The following is a 26,092-nucleotide window of genomic DNA, read 5'->3' on the forward strand; positions in this document are numbered from 1 at the left end:
TTCAAAATAAAAAGCTGGTCAAGCCAGCTTTTATTCGGCACTTGGATGAACGATCAACACGTCACATAAGGCTTCTTTGATCACATAGCTGGCAACACTGCCGGTCATGAAGCGTTCTACCGCATTCAACCCCGATTGTCCAACCATCACTAAATCAATGTCGTATTTCTCTGGCAGGGTTCTCGCCATCGCTTCTTTGGCTGATCCATAGGCGATAATCCCTTCGATCTTGTTGTAGCCATATTCTTTGCCAAAGGCTTTGCATTCATTGATCAGATTTTTCGCATCGGCGGTTAATTGATCCATGATATTTTCATTTAAAGGCGAATAACTCATGAACGTATAGACTTGATGATCGATCACATTGGCCACATAAACAGTTCCGTGATTACGTTTTGCCACAGCCAGCGCTTTTTTGAAGGCTTCCATGGCTTGATCGCTGCCGTCAATTCCGACTAAGATGTTTTGATATGATTGTGTAAACATAACAATCTCCTACCCTTCTACTCGTTGCAAAAAGCCAGCGATTTCGTCTTTTGTTTTGCGATTTTTATTAACTAATCGACCTAATTCTTCTCCGTCATTGATTACGACAAAACTAGGAATCCCAAAGATATTCCACTCGGCTGCCACATCAATATATTCGTCCCGATCGACTTGGATAAATTGAAACTGCGGAAATGCTGCTTCGATCTCTGGCATCTGTGGTTTGATGAAGTTGCAATCGCCGCACCAATCAGCAGTAAAGAAAAACACATTCTTGCCTTTTTCCGCATAACCAGCTAACTCTTCAATACTTTTAGGGATAATCATAGCGTCACGACCTTTTCATTTACTACCTCTGATTATACACTTTTCATTCTTTTTGAGAAAGAAGCGAACTCTCCCATTCCTATAATCATTCCCTTTTATCTAAAATAATGACGTATAATTTTCAAATTCGTTTGTAACAATGGTAAAATAAGGCGTACACACAAAACTATATTTGACTAGAAAATAGATGAACGACAAACAAGGAGGTCTATGCTATGGAGAAAACAAAAAGATTCGCGCAAGGCTTGGCTATCGGTTCAACGATCGGTTTAGCTGCAGGCATCGCAGCAAATCACTATTATCGAAAAAAACAAAAAATGTCCCCAGACAAGGTCCTGGATCAAATCAAAGCGGCTTTTCTGAAAGAAGGACCAATCGAAGGCTCTTGGATTTCCTTCGACACTGAGCCCATGCAAAAATTCGCTATCACGATGGATATTCTTTCTGGCGGAATCACTCGGACAGAAGATGATCACTTGGTCGCTTATGAATTTAAAGCTGATGCTAAAACCGGTGCGGTATTAAGTATCGATCGTATCATTAATGACTAAAGCGTAGGTCGAAAAAATCGGCCTACGCTTTTACTGTCTGTATAAATAGTTTATTCCTTTTTTAGCTCATTGTTTTTGCCAAAGTCTCAACAAACCATTGTTCAAACTGCTTTGGATCAACCTTAGTCGCCACTTCCGCATTTGCTGGTAAATGCAAATAGTTCTCTAGGTCAACTAGTGATGCACCATAGCTCAATGATGGAGTTGTTTCAATCTCAACTCTAGTAGAAACAAGCTCAAACATCTCCGGCTTTAGAATCAAAGCGATTGCCAGCGCATCATACATATTTAGTCCTGATACCAAACTGCCGCTGCGATAGTTCGTAAATAATTGATGGATCATCTTACCGATTTCTCCGAAGTTGCGAATCTTATCTGTAGTTTCTGGCATGATTTTGGCTTGATTGCCTACTTCTAATGGCGCTACTTGGATCGGTACGCCGCTGTTGAAAACGATCTTTGCCGCTTCCGGATCGGCGGCAAAATTAAATTCAGACAACACACCATAATTTCCTCGCCCTAAGCTGCCGCCCATCACAACGATGCGATCAAGCTTCGGCAAATCTTGGGGATAAAGATGAATGAACAACGCGATATCGGTTAAGGGGCCGATCCCAACTAGAATCGTCTGCTCTTCTTGGCTCACGATCTCATGCATCGCTGCAACAGCGGTTTGGGATTCATCCGCAAAAATAGTAGCTTCAGGAAAATCATAGCCATCCATCCCCGACTCTCCATGAATCTCACTGGCATCGATTGCTTCTCTTAGCAACGAATGTGAACTTCCCAAAACAACTTCAGGGGACTTTTTCAATAGAGTTAATAATTTTTCCGTATTTGATTTTGTATGTTCTAAATTGACATTGCCAAAGGTTGGGCAAATCAGTTTTACCTCCAGCTCTTCACTAAAAAGGGCTAAGACAATCGCTACGGCATCATCGATTCCCGGATCGGTGCTTAAAATGATTGGTTTTCTCTTCATAGGGTACTCCTTTAAACGTTCTCAAAAAAGCATACAACAAGATCGGTATTTAAGCCAATCGCAGACAGCTAGCTCAGTTTGAAGGAAAGTCATTTTCCCAAAAACGGGAAAAATGACCTTATCTTCGTACGCATATCATCACGCTAAACAGTCTGTTTGTTGTATTAACGAAAACTATTAATTACAAGTTACTCTTTGCAAACTGCAAAAAGCGTGACTGACAAAAAGGCCTCGCAATTAAGAACTTGCGAGGCCCATTTCAATAATCAATTATTTAACCAAACGATAAATCGCATCTGCGTAGATCACAGCAGAGTTCAAAATGTCTTCAACAGACATATATTCGTTGGCTTGGTGCATTGTATCTTCAAAACCTGGGAATTGTGCACCGTAAGCCACACCGCGTTCTAGTAAACGACCGAATGTGCCGCCGCCGATGACTTTTTCTTCCCCTTTGATGCCTGTATGTTCTTCGAAAGTATCTAGCAAAGTAGCAACCAAAGGATCATCCGCTGGTACATAGTGAGGCAGCATATGGTGTGCGCCTTCTGTTACTTTCACATCTGAACCGAATAATTCTTCTAATTTTGCTTTGATCTCATCGTTAGTTGTACCTTTAGGGTAACGGAAGTTCAACGTGATCCGGTTGTCGTTTTCTTGACCATCTTTGAAGCTGAAGATTCCAGCGTTCATTGTCAATTCACCCATTTTTTCATTGTTGAAGTCAACGCCTAATTTTTTACCATAGACATCTTCATGGATGTATTTTGCACTGTTTTCGATGAAGGCCTTAGCACCTTTGTCGAAATCATAGTTATTTAAGAAGACTGCTAAGAAAGTACCAGCGTTGGTTCCTAATTGAGGGCTGGCACCATGAGCTGCTTTCCCGTCTAAATGTAAGGTAACGCTTGAACCAGCAACATCTGCTTTACCGCTAACCGGGTTGTTCTCTACATAGTCTGCAAATTCTTTGGCTAATTTTTCCGCAGCGTCTGCATCGGCAACTTTTACTTCTGCCACAGCATTGCCAGGAACCATGTTTTCACGCAAGCCTGCTTCGAAGCTTACTAAAACATAAGAAGTGCCGTTTGTTCCGTCAAAATGAGGGATCATGGTTACGTTCCCTTTTTCACCATTGATGATTGGGAAATACGCATCTGGTGAGAAGCCGAAATCAGGCTTTTCTTCATGTTCAAAATAGTAGTCCATATCTCCCCAGCCGCTTTCTTCGTCAGTACCAAAGACAAAACGGATTTTTTTAGAGATTGGCAAGCCTAATTCTTTGATGATTTTTACTGCATAATAAGCCGCAACTGATGGGCCTTTGTCATCGCTTGAGCCGCGAGCGTACAATTTGCCGTCGCGAATTTCTGGTTCGTAAGGATCTGAATCCCAACCGTCGCCAGCTGGTACCACATCTAAGTGACCGAAGATTCCTAAGGTTTCATCGCCGTCACCGTAATCAAAATGGCCGGCATAATTGTCGACGTTTTTTGTTGTGAAGCCATCGCGTTCTGCGATTTCAAGCATTTTTTCTAATGCTTCCACCGGTCCAGGTCCGAATGGTGCTTCTTTAGTTGCTTTGTCGTCTTCACGTTCACTCTTGATACGCAATAAAGTGAATAGATCCGCTAATAGATCGTCTTTACGTGCTTCGACTTCTTTCTTAAAATCGATTGTCATTGAAAGATTCCTCCTTATTCGATGCGAATGCCAAATATCCAACTAGATATCTCATCAACTGCTAGGCGAGCTCGTGGATAACGAGATTGCATACTATAAACAATACGAAATGTCGAGCCTACTCTAATGAAGAGGTAAAATTTGAGTCAAATTTTCTTATTGTCGTTGGCATACGATTCCACTAACGTATTAGAAATACGAAGTAGAACTCGCAACTGACATTCTTTAATTTAAACCACTTTAATGATAGCACTCTATTCAATAGAATAAAAATGAAAACTCTTTAATATTTGTTAGGAAAATTTCTCCTTTTTCCCTTATAATGATACCCATAGTGAATTTTATCTTGAACGGTTTATTCGCTACGATTTATAGGATGAAAGCAGGTGACTAGATGGTCCAATTAAATAAAGACATCTTACATAAAGTGATTACGAAAAGGCCCGAGAATTCTCATAAGGGAACCTTTGGACGAGTGGTATTGATTGGCGGCAATCACCAATATGGCGGTGCGATCATCATGAGCGCCGAAGCGTGTATCAAAAGTGGCGCAGGACTCACTACTGTCGTCACTGCTGAAAAAAATCATACTGCACTTCATACTCGTTTACCAGAAGCAATGGTATTGGATTTCAATGAGACGAAGACGCTTTATCAAGTATTAGAAAAGGCCGATGTCATTTTGATTGGTCCTGGTTTAGGACTAGCAAAGGAAATGGCAATGCTGTTAAAAGAGGTTTTGACCAATCAACAGGCCGAGCAGTGGTTAGTGATTGACGGCTCAGCGATCACGCTGTTTAAGGACTACAAATTATCCCTAAAATTTCCTGAACAAACCATTTTTACCCCGCATTTAGCGGAATGGACACACCTAAGTGGTTTAAGCTTTATCCAGCAGACCGATGAAAATAACCGTGCAAAGCAAGCGCTCTTAGGCGCCAAGATCGTCCTAAAAAGTCATCGCACAACGATTTATGATGAGGCGGTCGCCTATTATCAAAATCCACTTGGTAATCCTGGGATGGCCACAGGCGGCATGGGTGACACTCTGGCTGGCATGATCACTGGTTTTCTCGCTCAGTTCGAAAAAAATACCGATACAATCGGTGCTGCTGTTTATCTTCATAGCTTGATCGGCGATGATTTGGCTGAAGAGAACTATGTAGTTTTACCTACAACCATCAGTGAGGCGCTTCCTCGTTATATGAAAAAATACGCCCTCGAAAGGAATTAATCATGGAAAAATATCCCGGCTATTCTCGCAAGCCTTTTTATTATGAAACCGATAAGATGGGCATCATCCACCACTCCAATTACATTCGCTGGTTTGAAGAAGCTCGCGTTGACGCTCTGAACTTTATGAATTGTCCCTTTGAAAAAATCGAAGCAGACGGTATTATGATCCCCGTCTTAGGAGTCAGCTGTGAATACAAGGAGATGGTTCGCTTTGGCGATGAAGTCCTGATTCAGCCTGTCGTTAAAAAATATACGGGCACCCGTTTGGATTTCGAATACCGTGTCTATAATGGTGAAAAATTAGTCACGACGGGAACGAGCCAACACTGCTTTATGTCCTATGAAACCAATCGTTTGGTGCAATTGCGAAAAACACATCCTGCGTTACACGAATTATTTTTAGACTATTACGAAACAACGAAAGAGGAATGCTAAAAAATAGCTGCCGACAATTGCCGGCAGCTATTTTTTCTCTGAGTATTTATACTGAAACGCTGTCTCCAGCAGTTTCTTCTGTGCTAGCCACTTCGTCATCGACCAATTTCTTATCGTAGGCACGAGCAAATGGTAAATAGATGACAAATGCTGCTACTGCACCGATAATCGCAACTAAAGCTGCTTTCCAGTCACCGCCAGTACTGATAAAGGCACCGACTCCGACTGGTGAAGGCCATGGCATATTAGCAATTACAGGACGAATCAATTCAAATTGGATCGCGAAGTAAGCAATTGATGCCGAAACCATTGGCGCCAAGAAGAATGGAATCGCCATGAATGGATTGTAGATCAATGGAATACCAAAGATCAACGGTTCATTGATATTGAAGAGACATGGAACGATTGAAGCCTTTCCTAATACCTTCAACTGTTCTGATTTAGCCATATAAACTAAGAAGAGACACAAGCCCAACGTCGCACCTGAACCTCCAATAGTTACGAAGGCATTTTGGAATTCACCAGCTAACGGAATATGCGCGCCATCAGCATTCAATGCCAAGTTTCCTAAAGTAATCGGAGCGATCAATGAAGAAATGATATTGGCACCATGAATACCTACGATCCACAACGCATGGATCAAGAAGTAGATGACCATAACACCGATCCAGCTACTGGTTAATTTGGTTACGAAACCAAACGGAATCGCGATCAATTGGAAAATATCTGTATTAAAGAAGACTAAAATGCCGATAATGATTAAAATAACAAAAGCAACCACAAAGGCTGGAATCAATGCGGTAAAGGCTCTTGATACGCCTTCTGGAACTTGTTCTGGCATTTTGATGACCCAATTTCTCTTCACACATAAACGATAAAGCCGAACAGCAATCACTGCCATGATAATTCCAGTAAAGATCCCGACTGTTCCTAAACGAGAGACCCCATCACCGCCGATTGCCCAGCCGTTGATAATTCCTTCGTCAAGGTTCGTCAAACGAACGATGCTGCCTTTTTCCATCATTAATTGCGGAATTGACAAGAAGAAAGCGAAGATTGATAGTAACGCCCCTGTAATCGGCGCCATGTTCAATTCTTCTTCTTCAGCAATAATTTTTGTATATTCATAGCCTAATCCAACACAGAAATATAATGCCAAAATACCCATCGTTGTACTATTTGCTAACATATAAAGACTTTCAAATTTAAAGAAGGTTGAATTGAAGATCCCTTCTAGAAACGGAAAGGTCATTGGTAAAATATTGAACACTAAAAACATGGAACCGACAATTGTAAATGGAATTGCGCCCATACCAGCACCCATGATCGCTCGCACAACTTTTAGTGAGGCAAATTTCCCCATAGGGCCCATCAGGTTTTTCTCTAAAAAAGCAAAAACTTTGTTATTTGATCCGTCCATTTTTTAATCACCCTTTATTTATTATTTAGTTTACTGAACTCTGTAATATATGAGGCGTGTCTATCTTTCTGACTATAAATGCTCTGAATGCGTTTTAAAATAATTCCTGACAACAACATACCGACTAATAAAATGCAGCTGACAAATCCTTTGCTGGTTGCACTAGTTGTGAAAAATGGAAAAACTTGTTCGAACCCAAAATTGGTTAAAACAGATACCAATAGAACAAGATTGATTATTCCTTGGGTCATTTGATACAAGCGATGCCATTTTAACTGATTGCGAACATCATCTGATGGATAGCCGTAAAGTCGCAAATGTTCTGCGATGGCAGGGACTGAAAGCACAATTAATCCCAGCGGCAGCAACGACCAAGCACTTCTGCTCATAGCCAAAGAAAGCAACCAATATAAATTAGTAAAGAAAAAACCAGCTAATAAGTATCTAAGTAGAAGGAAACGATTGTAGCGAAAATTCTTCAATGCCGTTTCTTTTTTTAATTGACTAACAGTTTCTTTATCCATCGTCTGTTCTCCTCTTTATTTCAAACTAATGACTATCATTTCTTACGATACTTTGCGATATAACGACAGCATCTCGATCGCAACTTCCCGTAAGGTCATAGTGGTCATCAGGTGATCCTGAGCGTGCACCATGATAATTTCCATTTCAATTTTTTCTCCGCTGGCATATTGCTGCAGGAGTTCGGTTTGCGCTTTATGCGCTTTGACTAGTGAATCATTTGCTTCGTTCAAATGTACCTCTGCTTCTTCATAGTTTCCTTCACGCATACTTTTGAAGCCTTCATGTACAAGTGTTCGGGCATCCCCACTACTCAAAATAATTTCAAATGCTGCTTCTTGTAATTTTTCTGAGTCCATTGTTTTCTCCTTCTACTCTCTTTTTTTAAATTGATCAATAAACGCTTTTATAAAGTTATCAAAAGTATCACTGAAGGCTAAGGCTTTCCTGAAGGTATCATCCTCCATAATCTCAACCAGCATTTGACTAACCTTGTCTATCTCAAACTTTCCAAATTTATCCGGTGATAATAAGAAAACTAACTGAATATTTTGATATTCCTTGTCCCAAGTAATCCCTTCAGGTGCTACCGCAACGGCCACATGCCCCTCTTTGGTCAAGGCTTCGATGGGATGCGGAACCGCCATAAATTCAGAAAATACGACGGAGCTGTAGGATTCACGCAGTTTTAATTGTTTTAAAAAGTTTTCTTGCAAGTCGGTTCCTTCAACAGCTTCGATTTTGCTGATTAATTCTCTTAAAACAGCATCTTTGGTTGAATGTTCTCCGACAAAATAGAATAAATCAGGTTTGAAACTTCGCTCAATTAATTCAACTTGTTCTTCAACCAATTCTTTTCGATCGCTTTCCTTTCGACCTGCAACGAAATAGCTACCCTTATTACTAGATATTTCATGATTGATTTTTTGAATGTCATCTTTTCCTAAGAAAACACTGACATTGACGATTGGTGCATTTAAGACAATATTTCCTAAATTAATCGAAGAAATGACTAAATCAATGTGACTTAAATCCTGTTCAGCGATTTCATAATAACTAATGACCTTTTCAATCAAAATTCTCGAACCAAATTCGCGTTCCAGCCGATTTTTGATCATTTGCGAGCTGCCTAACCCGGTGGCACAGATGACCAATACATGAGTCTTCTGTTCATTGAAGTAGCGTTCCACCGCCGCTGTGATGTGGATCGCAAGATAGGCCCACTCCCCTTCAGTCACTTGATATGATCTAAACACCGGCATTTTCGAAAAATAGTTGACCGTCAATTCAAACAAATCCGGGTATTGCGTCTTAATTTCCTCTAGCAGCGGATTTTCGATACTAGAGTTATTTTGCAGTCTAGTTAACAGCGGGATAAAATGGAGCATTAATCCATCAATCAAAATCGTATCGTGTTCTAAATCAAATGGTGTATCCTGATCAATGGCCTTCAATGTTTCAAGCAATTGTGCTCGGATTTGCTCTTCAGTTGCATCCGCTTTTTTAAAAATTGTTTTCGCCGTAATCTTGTTTTTTAAATGAAGAGCAATAAAATCCGCTTCTTCCGAAGAAAACGTAATCCCTACCGCATGCTCGATTCTGGCTAATATTTTCAAAGCGGTTTGATATTCAATCGAATCTTCATCAAAAGATATCGGCGCCTGAATATCCATAAAAAAGCCATTTTGGATTCGTTTGATCGCCAAACCAATATGAAGGACTAAATTATAAACGATGAAATCTGAAAGCTTTAACTGTGATTCTCGACATTCATCTAAAACAATAATGACAATTTCTTCAACACTGATCCCTGCCAATAAGTTCGCGTACATGGAAAAGGCAAATAAATTGTCATGCAACCGCTCCATAAAGAAATAGTTCATAATGAAGTGACGGATATTTTGCTCATTTCCGACAATGAAAATCCCTTTATTACTTTTGCTTTGAAGCTCGATTTGGTAAGGCGTGATTAGTTTTTTTATTTCTACTAAATCATTTGATATCGTTGAGCGAGATACAAACAGTTCATCGGCTATGGCATCCACATAGACAGCACTTTGTTCAAAAAACAAACGGTTCAAAATATAGTATTGTCGATCATTTGATTCTTGAATCGTTGTGATATCTTTAGAAGCCATCTGACTTTTGACCTCTTCAAGATAAAATTCGTCGAATCGCCTAGCATCCTCAATTTTCAACTGGTACCCGTTTCCTTGTTTTGCCTCAATTGTAGCAAGTGATTCTTGCTTTAATGCATCCTCAAGCAGATGAAGATATTTTCTAGCTGTTCGATTGGAAACATCAATTCCTGAAGCGATTTCTTGACTCGTCAAATACGTATGCTTATGGTCAAATAATAATTTTAGGATTTGTGTCTCACGCTTGCTCAACATGGTTATCAGCCCTTACTAAATATTTTCAAGAATCACGTTAGACAATTTATCAATCCCCATTGGAATTGGTACATACGCTTGTGGCGGAATATTGACGATCGGTTTATTGTATTTCTTTGCGCTTTTTTCTAAGCTGTCAAAATACATTTTGGTTTGCGGACTAACTAGATACAAATCGTATTCATCCTTAGCGATGGTATTTGCTCCTTGGGATTGCGAAGTCGCGTCGACTTGAATCTCATTTCCTTTTCCTTGCAGACTCTCGGTTGTTTTTTTCGCAATGACGGATGAAGACATTCCTCCGGCACAGATAATCAAAGCTTTTTTCATCGTTTTTTCCTCCCTATTTTTAATAGATTTCTTATCCCCATACATTCATCTACTCTTATTTTAACGTAGGCATGAATGTCAGCGGATTCGTTTTTTTTATCCTAAATCCTCGCCATTTGAAGCAATGACTTGTTTGAACCAATCAAATGAATCCTTCTTGCTGCGTTCTAACGTACCATTTCCTTCGTTATCTCGATCAACATAGATAAACCCATAACGTTTTTTCATTTCGCCAGTATTGGCAGAGACTAAATCAATACATCCCCACGGGGTATAACCCATTAACTCCACGCCATCTTCCACTACAGCCTTCTTCATTTCTTTGATATGATCACGGAAATAATCGATCCGATACGTATCATGGACACTGCCGTCGGCTTCTTTTTCGTCGATTGCGCCAAAGCCGTTTTCGACAATGAAGAGCGGCACACGATAATGATCCGTAAACCAATTCAGTGAATAACGCAGACCTTCTGGATCAATTTGCCAGCCCCAGTCGGTGACGTTGAGGTATTCATTTCTGACAAAATCTTCCTGTTCGTGATAGTCAAAGTACACATTGTCTTCTTTATGCGTGATCGCAAAGGACATGTAATAACTAAAGCCAATATAATCGACTGTTCCTTTTTTCAATTCGGCTAAATCTTCTGAGGTGATATCTAAATCATACCCTTTTCTAGCGAAGTATGTCAGCATATACCCCGGATAAGCTCCATGAACATGAACATCCGTAAAATAGTACCGTTTTTCCATCGCCTTTTGGGCCATCAATACATCCGCCGGCTTACACGTTGCCGGATAGATAGGACACATAGCGATCATACATCCAATTTCAAAATCTGGATTGATTGCTTTGCCAATTTGAACCGCCTTTGCACTGGCAACGAGTTCATAGTGAGCCGCTTGATACATGATTTGCTCGCGATCATCGCCTTCCTTATAGGAAATTCCTGAATTCGTAAACGGGAAAAATTGATCATTGTAATTGGCTTGGTTGTTAATTTCGTTAAAGGTCATCCAATACTTGACTTTGTCCTTATAGCGCTTGAAGCAAACTTCAGCAAACCTAACAAAGAAATCAATCACCTTACGATTGGCAAATCCACCATATTCAGTAACTAGATGATATGGCAGTTCAAAATGCGAAAGTGTCACCACAGGCTCAATCCCATACTTCAAACATTCATCAAAGAGATCATCATAAAATTTTAACCCAGCTTCATTTGGAACATCCTCATCCCCCTTTGGAAAGATCCTTGTCCAAGCAATCGAGGTTCGGAAACATTTAAAACCCATTTCAGCAAAAAGTGCGATATCTTCTTTATACCGATGATAAAAATCAATGCCCTCATGGTTTGGATAATACTCTCCTTCAAGGACACCCTCCGTGATTCTACGTGGAATACCAGGACCACCGACAGTCATCACATCCGCTACGCTGATACCCTTGCCGCCTTCTTGCCAAGCTCCCTCAAGCTGATGCGCTGCTACTGCACCTCCCCACAAAAAATCTTTTGAAAATCCTGTCATAAATCAACCATCCTTTCTCTTTCTAACCCCATCATAAAAGATAGCGTTTCCATTTAGAACACAGACAATTACCATATCGTTGTGGTAATTTCTTGGCAACGGCTTTTCTTCTATAACAATAGAATAGAAAAAACACCTAAAGCAGAAAATCTGCCTTAGATGTTTTTTGTCGGAATAGTTTACAGTCCTGAGTCAAATCAGCCGTTTCTATTTATATTTTCTCTTCAAGTAAATGTAGAAAGGAATACCTAATGCTGTAATGGCAATCCCAACCATCGCTAATTGGAATTGGTTGATCAACGTCATTACTAAGATAAATACCCCACCAATAATCGCAACAATCGGAATGATTGGGTAAAGCGGTACTTTGTAAGGACGAACCAAATCTGGTTCAGTTTTTCTCAATTTGATTACCGCGATAAAGACTAATGTGTAGAAGATCCAGATAACGAAGACTAACATGTCTGTTAGCATATCGAATCCGCCCACCATCATCATAGCAATAGCGATGACTAATTCTAGAATCCCAGCGATATAAGGTACGTGATTTTTGTTTAATTTCACTAATTTATCTGAGAAAGGTAATTGCTTTTCAAGACCCATCGTATAAGGAAGACGCATCCCTGTCATCGTATAACCATTGATTGTTCCATATACTGAGATTAAGATCCCGATCGTTACTAACTTACCGCCCATGCCGCCGAAAATTTTTCCAGCAACGTCCATCGCCGCATTTTCGTTCCCAGCTAACGCAGACATATCAATCGTACGCAAGAAAGCAAATTGTACCAATAAGTAAACAGCCATGATTCCTAAGATCCCGCCTGCAATTGCTCGAGGAAGATCACGTGCTGGTTTTTTCAATTCTCCTGCGATGTTTCCAACGTGAATCCAGCCATCATAAGCAAACATTGTCGCTAACAATCCAGCACCTAAAGCTGGAGCAAAACCGCCAACTGCTGGACCGGCTTGAACTGGGAATAAGCTGACAGACACATCGCCTTGACGTATCAAACCGAAAATGACAATCAATGCTAAAGGCACTAACTTACAAACTAACGTGATTGATTGGAACATTCCGCCAGCTTTTGAGCCTAAGAAGTTGATCAACATGATTGAAGCTGCTGCCACGATTGCGATCGGAATGATCGTTGAATCGCTCATACCAAATAGATTTTTGAACTGAGTGGCAAAAATAATTGCTAAAGCCGCTACATTAGCTGGGAAGTAGATGACTACCTGTGCCCATCCAAGTAAGAAACTCCAAAATTCTCCATACGCACGTTCGATGTAGCGAAGCATACCGCCTGTTTCTGGAATAGCTGCTGCTAATTCTGCACCCGTTAGTCCCGCACAGACACTGATCAGTCCGCCTAGGAACCACGACAACATGTGCAGACTCGTTGATCCAGTTACTGCAGCAACACTGGCTGCTTTAAAGAATACCCCCGCCCCAATTACAGTACCCATTACTGTCGAAAGAGCTGGGAAGAACGTCATTGTTCGCTTTAGTTCACCAGATGGTTGTGAACCCACGAGTTCTTGTTGGTCGACTGCCATAATTTTTCCTCCTAATTTTTGAAGTGGCTTTTGCTCACTTCTTAACTTGATCTTTAAAACAAACAGCTGAAGTTATTCCATAAAAGAAAGAGAACAAAAAAATGCGATATAACAACTATTTAATAACTTCTCTTATTTGTCCGGACATTATTTTAACATGGAGAAAGAAAAAGGGAAACGTTATTTTAAACATTTCCTTTTTTCTTAGTTCCTCCTCATGTTCTGTTAAGAAACCTCTGCCGTTTTACGAGTTCACTTTATCAAAAGACACTTTTGTTTCGATGCCTTCTGCCTTAAATTTTTCTGATAATCTTTCTAACATTTCATCAGTCATTTTATCTAAATCAAAGCTTGGACTGAAGTCCCATTCTTTACGAGCATCACTGTCATCGATCGAATTTGGCCATGAATTAGCGATTCCTTGACGAACTGGATCAACGTCATACTTCAATTCAAAGTCTGGAATCCGACGGCGAATTGATGCGGCAATTTGTTCTGGTTCAAAGGACATTGCAGTGATATTGAATGAGTTGCGGTGTTCTAAACGATCAGCATCCGCGTTCATTAATTTCACGATTCCTTCAATCGCATCATCCATATACATCATGTCCATATAAGTTCCTTTATCGATAAATGATGTGTAAGATTTGTTTTTTAATGCTTCGTAATAGATATCTACTGCGTAATCTGTTGTACCGCCGCCAGGCTCTACTTTATATGAGATTAATCCTGGGAAGCGGACTGAACGGCTGTCTACATCGTATTTATCATGGTAATAGTTTTCTAATAATTCGCCTGCTACTTTGGTCACTCCATACATGGTAGTAGGATGCATCACTGTATCTTGCGGTGTATTGTCTGGTTCACAATCTGGTCCATAAGCTGCGATTGAAGATGGCGCAAAGAATTTCGTTTTTGGTCCGATTTCACGAGCTACTTCTAAGGCATTCATCAATCCAGTCATATTCAAGTTCCAAGCAAAAGCCGGACGTTTTTCAGCTGTAGCAGAAAGTAACGCCGCTAAGTGAATAATAGTATCTACTTCATAGCGTTTCGCAATATCCAAAAAGCTTTCGTAATCGGTTACATCTAGTTCTTCAAACTGTCCATTTTCAACAACAGGACTGCCTTCAACTGTACGAATATCTGTTGAGATAACATTTTTTACACCTAAATCATTGCGGAGTCTTTCTGTTAATTCTGAACCAATTTGTCCTAATGCGCCTGTGATTAATACTTTTTTCATGGATGTGACTTCCTCTCTATTTATGGTAAATTTGATTTTTTTATTGAACAGTTTCTTTGATAATGCCTAGTTCTTTCCCAACTTTTTCGTAAACCTTGATCGCGTCATCTAGCATTTCTTTTGTGTGACCTGCGTTTGGCATGTTCCGTACACGACCTGTTCCTAATGGTACTGTTGGATATACGATTGGTTTTACATATACGCCGTTTTCCAATAATTTCTTAGAAAATTCTTGTGCTAATTTTTCATCGCCAACAATAACTGGGGTGATCGGTGTTTCTGATTTACCAATGTCATAGCCGATGCGTTTTAATTCTGCTTTGAAGTAATTGGCATTATCCCAAAGTGTATCCACATATTCCGGATGCTCTTCAATCAAGTCGATTGCTTTAATACAAGCACCCGCAGCCCCAGGTGTTAATGAGGTTGAGAATAAGAATGGGCGTGCTTGTGATTTCAACCAAGTAATCAATTGCTTCGTTCCAGCGACATAACCACCGACAACACCGATTCCTTTAGATAAAGTTCCCATTTGGAAATCAATATGATCTTGCATTTCAAAATGTTTCACTGTTCCATGTCCATGGCCCATCACGCCTGTTCCGTGAGCATCATCGACATAAGTAATGACATTGTATTTTTCACAAATTTCAACGATTTCAGGAATCTTAGCCACATCGCCATCCATTGAGAAAACACCATCAGTAATATACATCACCTTGTTGTATTCGCCGCTTTCAGTTGCTGCTTTAGCTTTCGCCTCTAAATCTTCCATATCTTGGTGGTTCACACGGATGATTTTCGCACCAGATAAGCGACAGCCGTCAATGATTGATGCATGATTCAACTCATCTGATAAAATAGCGTCGCCTTTTTTCATGACTGCTGAAATAGCTCCCATGTTACAGTTGAAGCCTGATTGGAATGCAATTGCCGCTTCAGTTCCTTTGAACTCAGCAATTTTTTCTTCTAATTTTTGGTGAATGTCTAAAGTTCCGTTGATCGTACGAACCGCGCCAGCGCCGGCACCATAGTGCTTAGTTGCCTCTACATCTGCTTCGATCAATTCAGGACGAGTAGCAAATCCTAGATAGTTGTTAGATGCCAAGTTGATCATCTTCTTATCATTAACTGTAATGATCGGACCATTGCTTCCTTCCAAAACATCGATCGTGTTGAACAATCCTTTTTCTTTTAGATCTTCCAAATTCGTTTCAAGAAATTGGTCAAGAACTTTTGAACTCATAACGATTCTCCTCCATACTGATTATTGCGCATTAAGTTGTTATTTTTTCTCACATTGAAAAGAAACAGCTCGTTTATTTGTTTGCGCTTTCGTAACTTACACACTCAGTTTATAAGCGATTGATACCGTTTACAACTTTAACACTCGACAATTTCTTGAATTATAATGAAAGTTAGAACTCTTCTAATTAATTTTATTTAATGATTGGAAATTTAGGTTTTCGAGTAAGAATCGAAAGAAATTTACCATACTGAAATTACCAATACATAACGTTTCTTTATTCACAATAAAACAAAATTTAGCAAAAAATATTTGCCGCATTCTAAAAAAAGGCTAATATAAGGATGATAATTTTATTGTCATACATGTTCTTTTCGTCACAATGAAAATTTGTTTTTTTAATTAAAAACAGAAGCAGAATGTTTGCAACACCAAAAACTGGTTCTAATCATTTACAAATAAAACGGAGATTCATTTTCATATAAAACTGAGATTTTGTATTTTTAGACCAACTTAGCGCCAAAAAGGAAGAAAATAAAAAAGAAAAATTCCTCCTTCCATAGAAAAAAATTACTTGAATCAAAAGACTGCCTCTTTGTTTAGATTAGGTCGCTGAAATCTCCGTTTGTTAAATAGCAAAGTTATTTTGACAATTATAAGTTCCGGTATTTAAGCAGTATGGGTTTAAGCCTTTCATATTGAATAAGTCTTTATGCTCACGATGCTGCCCAGCAATCGAACGACTTGAGAAAGTTAAATGCTTGATACCTGTTGAATATAATCAAAAATCGGCTGTTTATTTCCCGCAGACTACAGGAAATAAACAGCCGAATCACTCATAATTCTATTCATTTTTTAGATATCGCGTTTATTGATTCTAAGCTCTTCTTCTTTTAATTGCGCCAACACAAGCAATCGTCAGAAGTAACAATCCGAACACTGTAAGAATTGTTGTATTATTCTTTTGCTCACCAGTACGTGGTAGAACCTTGCTAGTAGCCGTAGTGCTTCCGCCTGCATTTGGAAGTATTTTTGTGGAACGGTAGGTCGTTATACTAGCATTTGAGTTGTTTGTATTTTCTCCGCCATTTCCTGTTGTATCACTTTCAACGTTTGCTGCAGGTTTATTCTCTTTAAGGTAGACATACGTGATGGTTTGCTCTGTTTCTTGATAGTTTCCTTTAGCATTTTTTGGCGTTTCCTTCACTGTCCAACCATCGATAGCTTGGGCTTGCGTTTCATATTTGTCTCCGATGATGCCAATTTTTTGCTCGGCAGGTGCTAATTCATTGCCCTGTTCATCGACATAAAGAATCCGGATCGTAGCTTTATTACTGTAAATATAAGTAACGATTTGCAGCTCTGATGTGTATATTCCAGTCGAATTACCTAATGTCTCTTTAAACTTGTAGCCTTTGAACTCTTTTTTCGCACTTTCATACCCATCACCAACATCGCCGCTCATCAAAACAGGGTTTGCTAATACTTTACCAGAATCGCTAATGTGATTAACAATCACCTTCCCAGTCAACTTGCGATAGATCACCGTAATTTCTTGATCCTCTGCTGTGTAAACGCCTGAGATAAATCCTTTAATTTCCTTAAATTCGTAGTTTTCAAAGGTTTTATTCAGCTGCTCCAACGGAATTGATGTCCCGATTGGTTGTGATTCAGTAAAATCTTCTGCTAGTTTTTCGCCCTTTTCATCTTGATACTTAATTGTAAGGTTACCTAATTTCTCAGGTTCTTTATCTTTCGTGTAGATATACGTAACTCTAGTAATACCATCGACATATTTTCCAGTGACATTTCCCTGAACTTCTTTAAATGTATAGCCATCAATACTCTTTTGTGTTGTTTCATAGTCTTCATCGATTTCACCGATCGTAACTTCACTATTTAAAAGCGGATGACCAGTCTCGTCTTGATAATCGACAATGAGTACCCCTTTTTCAGTACCTGAACCCTTCTTCGCATAAATCAAAGTAACTTCTTGATCTTGAGCTGTAAACTTCCCGCTTACATTTCCTTCGATGCCTTTTAAAACATAGTCATCAAAAGGCTTCACCTCTGCCGTATAGATATCATCAATATCACCGGTTAATTCAATATCTGGACTTAATGAATTTTGCTCTTCATCTTGATAATGAACGATCACCTTGCCTTGTTCAGCAGGTATTTTCGTGTACACATAAACAACTTTTGTAATCCCTAGTACATATTTTCCAGAAGGAGTTCCAACGACTTCTTTAAACACGTAGCCATCGATGACTTTTTGAGTCGTAGTATATTCACTACCTACCTCACCAGTCATAACTTCGTCGCCGATCAATGGTTTACCAGATTCATCTTGATATTGTGCAAGAACGATGCCCTGTTCTTTCACGGCCTTTGTATAAATCAATGTGATTTCTTTTGCTTCTTCACTAAAGAAGCCGGTAATTGAATCTCCTTCTTTGACCCCTGAGAAAACATAATTATCAATCTGCTTGATGTTTGCATGATACTCTGCACCTAGTGCGCCAGTTAATATTTCGTCTGGACTAATTTGTACCAGCTTTTTATTTTCATCATAGGTCATGTAATGGACCGTCACCGGTTCTGATTTTTTCCAAACAGCGTATAACGTCTCGTTGCCCTTCGGTATTGTGATTGTTTGACCAGCGGCTAAATTCTCATCCGGATCTTTCGCATCCTTTTCTTTCGACCAGCCAGCAAATTGATACCCGTCGCGTGTTGCTTTTAAATCCGTACCCGCTGGAATCGTCTGATTCAAATCCTTATAGCCAACTTGGTAATAGGTTTCAGGTTGCGTTCCTTCATAATAGATCGTGCCTTCATATTTCGACAGTGCCGTGCCTAAATCAAAAATCCCGCCATTACTGTCATACTTAATCCAATCAATTTCCACCGAACCAATGTCTGCTTTCGCTGTTCGTGGCAACCCTCGCTGATCTTCGTTCACTTCACGTAAGTTCTCAACTTGATCATCCGCCAGCTTCTCTGGCGCGATTGGTACTGTTGGCAAAATTATCGCATCACCTGACGTTCCTGCAGTGATTTTATTGTAATTATCAACTAAACCAACCGGAGCGGTCCCAAAAACATTCTCCATGGTCACGGATGTAACTGTCCCATTATCGTATCCAAGATTGGATTCAATATTTCCAGCTCCAGTAACATTGGAATCTGCAATATTATTCTTGCTGGCTGTTCGAGATTTGTTTCCAGCAAATAGGTTATTCGCATAACGACCTGCAGATAAATTGGTAACATACCCAGAACTACCAATGGCTCCACCATCATAGACAGCTTCATTCTCAACAAATGAATTATTAATGTAATCAACGACGGCTCTTCTGCCTTCCATTATCCCGCCATTGGCATAAATTTGAATCGCTCCACCATTATTTGCAGAGACATCTTGTCCTAATGCCTTGTTTTGATAAAACGTGTTATTTATAAATGTCGCTGCACTCGAAATATTTGCGTTGGTCTGAATTAAGATCGCTCCGCCATCATCCCCAGCAATATTTCTAACAAAAGAGTTTCCATCAAACTGAATATCTGTTCCATCAACTGTATTGAAGAAGGCGATCGCTCCGCCATCAGCTAGTTTCTTCGATCCACCACCAGAGACATCTTCAACCGATTTATTTCCTTCAAAATAGTTGTTCTTAAAAGTAAATTTTGCTGAAGCACTCGGCTGGAAAAAATAAATCGCTCCGCCTTCACCACCGACGTTTCCTGTTCCTACTTGCTTTGTTTCATTCGCAATAAATTTGGAATTGTAGGCTTTAAAGTTTGCCGAGTACCCTTTACTAGCGATTGCACCGCCTGAATATCCTGATGCATTGTTTACATTATTTGAGAACGTGCTATTTTTCAGTGTTGTATTCCCACTAGTATAGAAGGCGCCTCCATCATCATATCCGTGAAAATTATTGACGATTGTGTTCTCGAGAATAAATTCTCCTTTATACCCAGAAACTGCTAAAGCTCGCGTATTATTCCCTAAACCTTCAAGCGTAAAATTCTTAAGGGTCAAACTTGAGGCTGTCGTTCCAGTACCGCCCCCATAAGAAAACAGTTGTTTACTTGTAGTAGATTGAAGTGTGATACCAGCGCCATCAACCTCAACTTGATACGGTGATTCTACCAGAGCGATTGTAGCCCCAATATCTGTCGGAAAGCTTCCGCCAAGTGTAACTTTTCGGTTTTCTGGCGCATTTTTTACTGCATCCTGAAGATCAGCTACAGTATTAACCGTTACTTCATCAGCTGATACTGTTTGACCCGCTGCTCCTAATAAGAAAATACTTAAAACAAATCCAAATAAAACAATCCATCTATCCTTTTTCATTTTTATCTTCCTCTCTATCCAAATTATTAACTATATTTTTTTGTAAAATGTTTTATTTACACATACGCAAACGTCCAATTTATACATTTTTACTATACTTATAAAACCAAACACAAAGGCGACATTTTTTTCTATTTAAGTATCGTAAACTGTCATCGTTGTCCCCTTACAAGAAACTGTCTAATAGCCTCCAATGAAAACGTTTGTTATTTTAAAATCATGCTCTTTTCATCATCTAAAAAACACATACTATGAATATAGTTTTGTTAGATTAATTTTCACTTATTATTCGTTAAGTGGTTAGCCCAATAGATTTATAATTATCTTTTATCTTCAAAAATTAAATAATATTTGAATTATTTGTAATCATTGTAATTTATAAAAGAAAAAACATCAACTGTTTTTTAATTAAAATATAGGATAAACTTTCAAAAAAATATCTTCTATAATTTATTTCGTATTACCAAAGCTTCAGTAAAGTTATGCAGCGATTCTTTTCTGAGTGTTTCAATCTTTTTTGACAAGAAAATAAAGATAAAGTCTCGTTTTAAGTAATTTATCAAAATTATTTCGGAAATTAAGCAAATTAAAAAGCAAGAATCAACAACAACTACATAATTGCTGATTCTTGCTTTTCTTATATTTCTAAGATTTGTTCTCTTACTTTTTATGGCAGGTCATTTCCTGCTGCAAAGTACACATCATACCATTCTTGTTTCGTTAAGGTCACGTCTCCACCTGCTGCGCTTTCTTTAATGCGGGTTGGATTCATGGTACCTAAGATCACTTGCATATTTGCTGGATGGCGCAAAATCCAAGCGGTTGCGATCGCATTTTTATTCGTATCATATTTTTTCGCTAATTTGTCTAATAGCTCATTCAACTCTGGGAACTTGTCATTATCAACAAAAACTCCTTCAAAGAATCCATACTGGAATGGAGACCAGGCTTGAATTGTTACACCTTTACGACGAGAAAATTCTAATATGCCACCATCATGATCAAATGAGCGAGTATCTGTCATATTCGTGTGCATTCCATAATCAATCATTCCCGTGTGCATAATCGAAAATTGCAATTGATTCATCAATAATTTTTGATCTACCTGTGATTGCAATAATTGGAACTGTTCAGGATTGAAATTTGATACCCCAAAGTGACGAACCTTTCCACTTGCCTGTAAGATATCAAACGCTTCTGCGATTTCTTCTGGCTCCATCAATGGATCGGGACGATGCAATAGATAACTATCTAAATAGTCGATCTCCATCCGTTTCAAGATGCCATCAACTGAATCCAATAAATGCTGCTTAGAAAAATCATAGCGTTTTTCATCACCAGTGACGATTCCGCCCTTTGATTGAATAAAAAATTGATCACGAGAAATGCCCGCTTCTTTCATAGCAGCAGCAAAAACCAATTCTGATTTACCATCTCCGTACATATCTGCTGAATCAATAAAATTGATGTCACTTTCTAAAGCAGCCTCTAAAGCAGCGGCTGCTTTTGTTGGGGTTAACGCTGCCATTCGCATAATGCCTAAAGCAATTGCGGAGGTTTTCCAATAGCTGTTGCCAATTTTTCGTTGTAACATGATGTCCATCCTCTCTGGAAAAGCATTTTTTCTTACCTATAGAAGTATAGACTATTTTTCCCATAAAAAAAATCCCTAACCCCTAGTCAAAAAAGTTTGTGCTTGACCCATTAACCCTTTCTTCGTATGCTTATTTTCAAAGGAGTGGCCTATTATGTACTCAATGTTGAAAAAAATTATCACTGAAAAAGACATCCGTCGCCAGATTCTACTCTTGGAACAGCTGCTTAATCATTCCCAATTGACATCTAAAGAACTGGCGGAGAAAATTGACACCACTGAGCGAACCATTTTTTCTGATCTGCAGCTGATTCGTAGTTATCTGCCAGAACATTGGGTATTAGCTTCCGATAAAAGCGGCATTCGTTTGAGCTCACAAAAAAATTCATTAACTAATGATATCTGGGAGTCTTTTTTGCCCCATTCGGTCAGTTTGCAGCTGATCAAAAAATTATTTTTTACAAAGGAATTGAACATTCCGCGTTTTCTTGATGAAACGGGTGTCTCCTATGAAACACTCAAACGTCATCGAACAAAAATAAATCATCACCTTCAGTCTTTTAATATCAAGATTCATTTAACTTCCAAACGAGCCTACTTGAATGGCGAAGAAAGTGCCATCCGAATTTTTTATCATCGGCTGCTGCTGCCCTTTACTCATAACAACTATTTTTTTAAAGATTATGCGATTCATGAGGAGCATTATTTACGTTTCTTAACAAAAGAATTAACCGAAGAGCTAGTTGTAGATACAGAACAAATTTTTGGAATTTGTTGGTTCTTTATTAACAGTATCCGGATCAAAGCAGGTTGTTCAATCAATGATTTCAACTTTGATGCAAATGATTCACTATTTATTCTTTATGCACCCTTTCTTCAAGATTTATACAAAAAAGAGGGGGTCTATCTGAAAGATAAGGAAATCTTTTTTGCTTTCTTCTGCTTTTTAGAAAGCTGGAATTATGATAATCATCTAGGCAAAAATGTTTTAAACGCCCTTACCGAAGACTATCCCTTACTACGAGAGAAAGCTCAACAAATCGTCCAGGAAATCGCAGACAGACTAAATTTACAAGAGTTACTTCAGACAAATCTACAAACAAATTTATTGTTGCTACTATTAAAGTATGCTGAATCACCCGCACTTTCGGAGCAATTTCAATTAGAGTATCAGGAGCTGCTTCTCCAAAGACATGAGGAATACGCCTTTCTAAATGAAAAAAGTATGGCACTTTTTAATAGTCTGCCGCAGTTTTCTACGATTGAAGATACGAGCTATTTTGTTAATCTCTTTTCCTTGCTAAGTCAGCAGGCAATTTTCACGGTTCGTCCTCATACGAAAACAGTCTTCTTTATTTTTCAAAGCGAGCCAGCCTGGAAAATTTTTTTACAACAAGAATTAGCAGACCTTTTAGGTAAACGGATCAACTTAGTTCCGCTTGAGGTTTCTCAGTTACAAGAAGAAATTATTCAAACCGGAGACGTGATACTTTCTAATGTTCCGCTGAATTCAACGCCCCTACCGGTAATCTACTTATCTACGATTCCAACAAAAAATGAGCTCAGCCAATTGACTGAACTCACTTCTCATTCCTATCTTTAGTCAAAACGGTTAGTCATTTTGGTAGCGACTGACCGCTTTTTCTTTTCTTCGGAAAATCCCTTTGCTAATCCGCTTCTCGATTTCGACCACCAAAAACAGTAGCAGAGCATTTCCTAAAATGACTAATTGCTGTGCCAAATTAAGCGCTGTAGTCCCAATCAGTTGCTGTCCTAATGGTAGGAAAATCACTCCTAATTGAAGAACTAAAAGGATTCCTAATGAGATAAATAAGAATTTATTTTCAAAGAAACGACGATTGATTGCCGGATCAAACATCTCTCGACAATTGATCATGTAAACCGCTTGCCCTAGAACAATACTCTGTAAAAGAATCGTTTGTTGTAAAGCCGCCCCCTCAAAGCGCATGGACAAAAAGTACGCTGGAATCATGATCAGCAGGGAAACATACAGGATTCTAAAAAAGCTGTAGCCTGATAAAATTCCCTTCTTTGTCTCTCTAGGCGGACGATTCATCGTGTCGCCGCTCGCTTTTTCAAAGCCCAAAGCATATGATAGTGTGATCGTAGTCACCATATTGACCCACAAAATTTGGGTTGGGGTCAATGGCAATGGTTGATTCATCAATAAAGCTAAAATGACTATCAGCCCTTGTGCTAACGCTGTTGGTAAAAAGAAGTTAATCGTTTTTTGCAGATTATCAAAAATCCTTCGTCCCTCTTTAACAGCCTTCACGATCGTGTAAAAATTATCATCCGCTAATACCATATCCGCTGCCTGTTTACTAACTTCACTGCCTTTGATTCCCATCGCAATGCCAATATCCGCCTGTTTCAATGCCGGCGCATCATTCACGCCATCGCCAGTCATCCCTACGACTTCCTCTTTTTTCTGTAAAGCTGTTACGATTCTAAGCTTATGATCTGGTGTCGTTCGAGCAAAGACATCGACTTTTCCAACTGCCTCCGCTAAATCCTCGTCTGTCATGCTGTCAATATCTGTCCCCTCTAAAATTTTAGAGGTGTGCTTCAAACCGACCTGTTCACTAATTGCTTGCGCCGTTGCTTTATGATCACCAGTAATCATCTTGACTGAGATACCTGCCTGCTGCGCCTGTTCAACCGCACGAACGGCACTTTCTTTTGGCGGATCAATAATTCCTGCCAGACCAACAAACGTTAAACCTGATAATGACTCGTGGGTTAACTCCTCTGAAGATATTTTTTTATAACCAAAGCCTAATACACGTTGACCTTTACGAGCTAATTCTAACCCGCGTTTCTCCCAATTCGTCTTCTCCTCATTTGTTAAATCAGCTTTTTCCAATAATACTTCAGGTGCTCCCTTAACAAAGATAAGTTGATCTTCTCCATCATTATGCATTGTTGCCATATACTTGTAACTGGAACTGAAGGGAATTTTCGCTGCAACAGGTTTTAATTGCTGTTCTTCTTCCGCTATATATTTCAATAATGCAAGTTCTGTGGGATTGCCATGGATGTCTTCAATTTTTTGATGATCTTTGGTCTTTAAGTCCTGACAATTATTCATGATTTCTTTGACCCGCGGCAGTTCTTCTGTTACGACTTCCTGTACAGTCATTTCATTTTTTGTAAGCGTGCCGGTTTTATCCGAGCAGATCACCGTCATTGACCCTAATGTCTCTACCGCAGGCATGGCTTTAATAATCGCGTTCTCATCAGCCATTTCTTTGACCCCCATTGAAAGGATCATCGTTAAAACTGCCGGCAGACCTTCCGGAATCATCGCAACGATCAATGCGATGCTCGCAGAAAACAGCAAGCTCCAATCCATTCCATATCTAAAACTTGTAAAGAATAAGAGAAAAACGATCAATGCCAAAATCCCTCTAAAAATTTGTTTATTCAATTGATGCATCTTTTTAACTAACGGTGTCGTTTGTGTTTGGATCGATTGCAGCGCGTGATTAATTTTTCCAATTTCTGTTGCATCTCCAGTCTCAACTACTACTCCGAAAGCTGAACCCGTCTGTACGAGTGTTCCTGAGAAAGCCATATTTAGTTGATCACCAGCTAAGGCATTTTGCGAAATCACCGCAACTGTCTTTTCAACTGCCTCAGATTCACCTGTTAAGATTGATTCTTCAACTGTTAAATCATGAACTTCGATCAAACGCAAATCCGCTGGAATAACATCCCCTGCTTTTAGGATCACTACATCCCCTTTAACCAAGTTTTCTGAATCCAATTTTAACGGCTGACCCTCATTTAGAACAGTCGCTTCTTGTCCCATCATTTGCTTCAAGCCATCTAACGATTCTTCTGCCTTACGTTCTTGCCAATAACCGACAAAACCGTTGATAATCACAACTAGAAAAATAATTCCACCTTCAGCCAACTCACCTGTCGCAAACTTCAACAAAGCAGCCGCGATTAATACGATCATCAATAAATCAGTAAAATGCTTTGCGATTTTCCGCCATAATTTTACTTGTTCTTTTTCTTCCATTTTGTTCGGACCATTATTTTTCAAACGGGCCTCACGTTCTTCTTTAGATAACCCTGTAGTTTGTGAATCCACTTTAGTTAAAACCTCTTCAATTGATTGCTTATACCATTTCATATATGTATTCCTCCATATCATTC

At 39.2% G+C, this 26,092-nt stretch carries 20 protein-coding genes; 4 read left to right on the forward strand and 16 right to left on the reverse strand.

Translation table 11 applies throughout. The annotated features are described in order from the left end of the window. Window positions 1-30: 30 nt before the first annotated feature. Window positions 31-486: a universal stress protein gene (locus tag IGI52_RS11840; RefSeq protein WP_016179619.1), complete on the reverse strand. Its 456-nt coding sequence runs from the start codon at window positions 484-486 to the stop codon at window positions 31-33. Between the two features lie 9 nt (window positions 487-495). Continuing rightward, window positions 496-813: a thioredoxin family protein gene (locus IGI52_RS11845; RefSeq protein WP_016179618.1), complete on the reverse strand. Its 318-nt coding sequence runs from the start codon at window positions 811-813 to the stop codon at window positions 496-498. Window positions 814-1,028: 215 nt separating this feature from the next. Here IGI52_RS11845 and IGI52_RS11850 point away from each other — a divergent pair, with 215 nt between their 5' ends. Further along, window positions 1,029-1,364 (forward strand): PepSY domain-containing protein, encoded by a 336-nt coding sequence (locus IGI52_RS11850; RefSeq protein ID WP_016179614.1) that lies wholly within the window; start codon window positions 1,029-1,031, stop codon window positions 1,362-1,364. A gap of 61 nt (window positions 1,365-1,425) precedes the next feature. On the opposite strand, the gene IGI52_RS11855 is transcribed toward IGI52_RS11850, so the two are convergent. Together IGI52_RS11855 and pepV are read right to left on the reverse strand one after the other, a co-directional pair. Beyond that, window positions 1,426-2,346, reverse strand: a complete 921-nt coding sequence (locus tag IGI52_RS11855) for a nucleoside hydrolase (protein ID WP_016179613.1) — start codon at window positions 2,344-2,346, stop codon at window positions 1,426-1,428. Window positions 2,347-2,616: 270 nt separating this feature from the next. Further along, window positions 2,617-4,029 carry a dipeptidase PepV gene (gene pepV / locus IGI52_RS11860; RefSeq protein WP_049222237.1) on the reverse strand — a complete coding sequence of 471 codons (1,413 nt, stop codon included), beginning with the start codon at window positions 4,027-4,029 and terminating at the stop codon, window positions 2,617-2,619. Window positions 4,030-4,423: 394 nt separating this feature from the next. Here pepV and IGI52_RS11865 point away from each other — a divergent pair, with 394 nt between their 5' ends. Together IGI52_RS11865 and IGI52_RS11870 are read left to right on the forward strand one after the other, a co-directional pair. Then, window positions 4,424-5,263, forward strand: a complete 840-nt coding sequence (locus IGI52_RS11865; RefSeq protein ID WP_102871911.1) for an NAD(P)H-hydrate dehydratase — start codon at window positions 4,424-4,426, stop codon at window positions 5,261-5,263. Window positions 5,264-5,265: 2 nt separating this feature from the next. Then, window positions 5,266-5,700 carry an acyl-CoA thioesterase gene (locus tag IGI52_RS11870; RefSeq protein ID WP_016179610.1) on the forward strand — a complete coding sequence of 145 codons (435 nt, stop codon included), beginning with the start codon at window positions 5,266-5,268 and terminating at the stop codon, window positions 5,698-5,700. 46 nt (window positions 5,701-5,746) lie between these two features. Here the strand turns inward: IGI52_RS11870 and celB are convergent, their stop codons facing one another. The 11 genes from celB to IGI52_RS11925 all read right to left on the reverse strand — a co-directional run bounded on the left by celB (window position 5,747) and on the right by IGI52_RS11925 (window position 21,904). Beyond that, window positions 5,747-7,120, reverse strand: a complete 1,374-nt coding sequence (gene celB, locus IGI52_RS11875) for a PTS cellobiose transporter subunit IIC (protein ID WP_438781397.1) — start codon at window positions 7,118-7,120, stop codon at window positions 5,747-5,749. Between the two features lie 14 nt (window positions 7,121-7,134). Further along, window positions 7,135-7,644: a hypothetical protein gene (locus tag IGI52_RS11880; RefSeq protein ID WP_311855993.1), complete on the reverse strand. Its 510-nt coding sequence runs from the start codon at window positions 7,642-7,644 to the stop codon at window positions 7,135-7,137. Window positions 7,645-7,686: 42 nt separating this feature from the next. Beyond that, complete coding sequence (locus tag IGI52_RS11885; protein ID WP_016179607.1) at window positions 7,687-8,001, reverse strand: PTS cellobiose transporter subunit IIA; 315 nt, start codon at window positions 7,999-8,001, stop codon at window positions 7,687-7,689. A gap of 12 nt (window positions 8,002-8,013) precedes the next feature. Continuing rightward, window positions 8,014-10,035, reverse strand: a complete 2,022-nt coding sequence (locus tag IGI52_RS11890) for a BglG family transcription antiterminator (protein WP_311855994.1) — start codon at window positions 10,033-10,035, stop codon at window positions 8,014-8,016. Between the two features lie 15 nt (window positions 10,036-10,050). Beyond that, the gene (locus tag IGI52_RS11895; RefSeq protein WP_016179605.1) at window positions 10,051-10,365 is read right to left on the reverse strand and encodes a PTS cellobiose transporter subunit IIB; all 315 of its coding nucleotides are present in this window, start codon (window positions 10,363-10,365) and stop codon (window positions 10,051-10,053) included. A gap of 96 nt (window positions 10,366-10,461) precedes the next feature. Then, window positions 10,462-11,895, reverse strand: a complete 1,434-nt coding sequence (locus IGI52_RS11900) for a 6-phospho-beta-glucosidase (protein ID WP_049218101.1) — start codon at window positions 11,893-11,895, stop codon at window positions 10,462-10,464. A 207-nt stretch (window positions 11,896-12,102) separates the two neighbouring features. Next, the gene (locus IGI52_RS11905; protein ID WP_016179603.1) at window positions 12,103-13,455 is read right to left on the reverse strand and encodes an APC family permease; all 1,353 of its coding nucleotides are present in this window, start codon (window positions 13,453-13,455) and stop codon (window positions 12,103-12,105) included. Between the two features lie 244 nt (window positions 13,456-13,699). Then, window positions 13,700-14,701, reverse strand: a complete 1,002-nt coding sequence (locus IGI52_RS11910) for an NAD-dependent epimerase/dehydratase family protein (protein WP_016179602.1) — start codon at window positions 14,699-14,701, stop codon at window positions 13,700-13,702. 40 nt (window positions 14,702-14,741) lie between these two features. Beyond that, window positions 14,742-15,947: a glycine C-acetyltransferase gene (locus IGI52_RS11915; RefSeq protein WP_016179601.1), complete on the reverse strand. Its 1,206-nt coding sequence runs from the start codon at window positions 15,945-15,947 to the stop codon at window positions 14,742-14,744. 877 nt (window positions 15,948-16,824) lie between these two features. Continuing rightward, window positions 16,825-20,310 carry a MucBP domain-containing protein gene (locus IGI52_RS11920; protein ID WP_438781399.1) on the reverse strand — a complete coding sequence of 1,162 codons (3,486 nt, stop codon included), beginning with the start codon at window positions 20,308-20,310 and terminating at the stop codon, window positions 16,825-16,827. 667 nt (window positions 20,311-20,977) lie between these two features. Beyond that, the gene (locus tag IGI52_RS11925; RefSeq protein WP_102871957.1) at window positions 20,978-21,904 is read right to left on the reverse strand and encodes an aldo/keto reductase; all 927 of its coding nucleotides are present in this window, start codon (window positions 21,902-21,904) and stop codon (window positions 20,978-20,980) included. A 154-nt stretch (window positions 21,905-22,058) separates the two neighbouring features. On the opposite strand from IGI52_RS11925, the gene IGI52_RS11930 reads away from it, so the two are divergent. Next, window positions 22,059-23,507 carry a helix-turn-helix domain-containing protein gene (locus IGI52_RS11930; RefSeq protein ID WP_137439402.1) on the forward strand — a complete coding sequence of 483 codons (1,449 nt, stop codon included), beginning with the start codon at window positions 22,059-22,061 and terminating at the stop codon, window positions 23,505-23,507. 9 nt (window positions 23,508-23,516) lie between these two features. Here the strand turns inward: IGI52_RS11930 and IGI52_RS11935 are convergent, their stop codons facing one another. Next, entirely contained in the window at window positions 23,517-26,069 is a 2,553-nt protein-coding gene (locus IGI52_RS11935) for an HAD-IC family P-type ATPase (protein ID WP_438781400.1), read from the reverse strand. Window positions 26,070-26,092: the final 23 nt, after the last annotated feature.

Source organism: Enterococcus sp. DIV0187, from assembly GCF_051713785.1.
GTDB classification, from domain to species: domain Bacteria; phylum Bacillota; class Bacilli; order Lactobacillales; family Enterococcaceae; genus Enterococcus_A; species Enterococcus_A avium.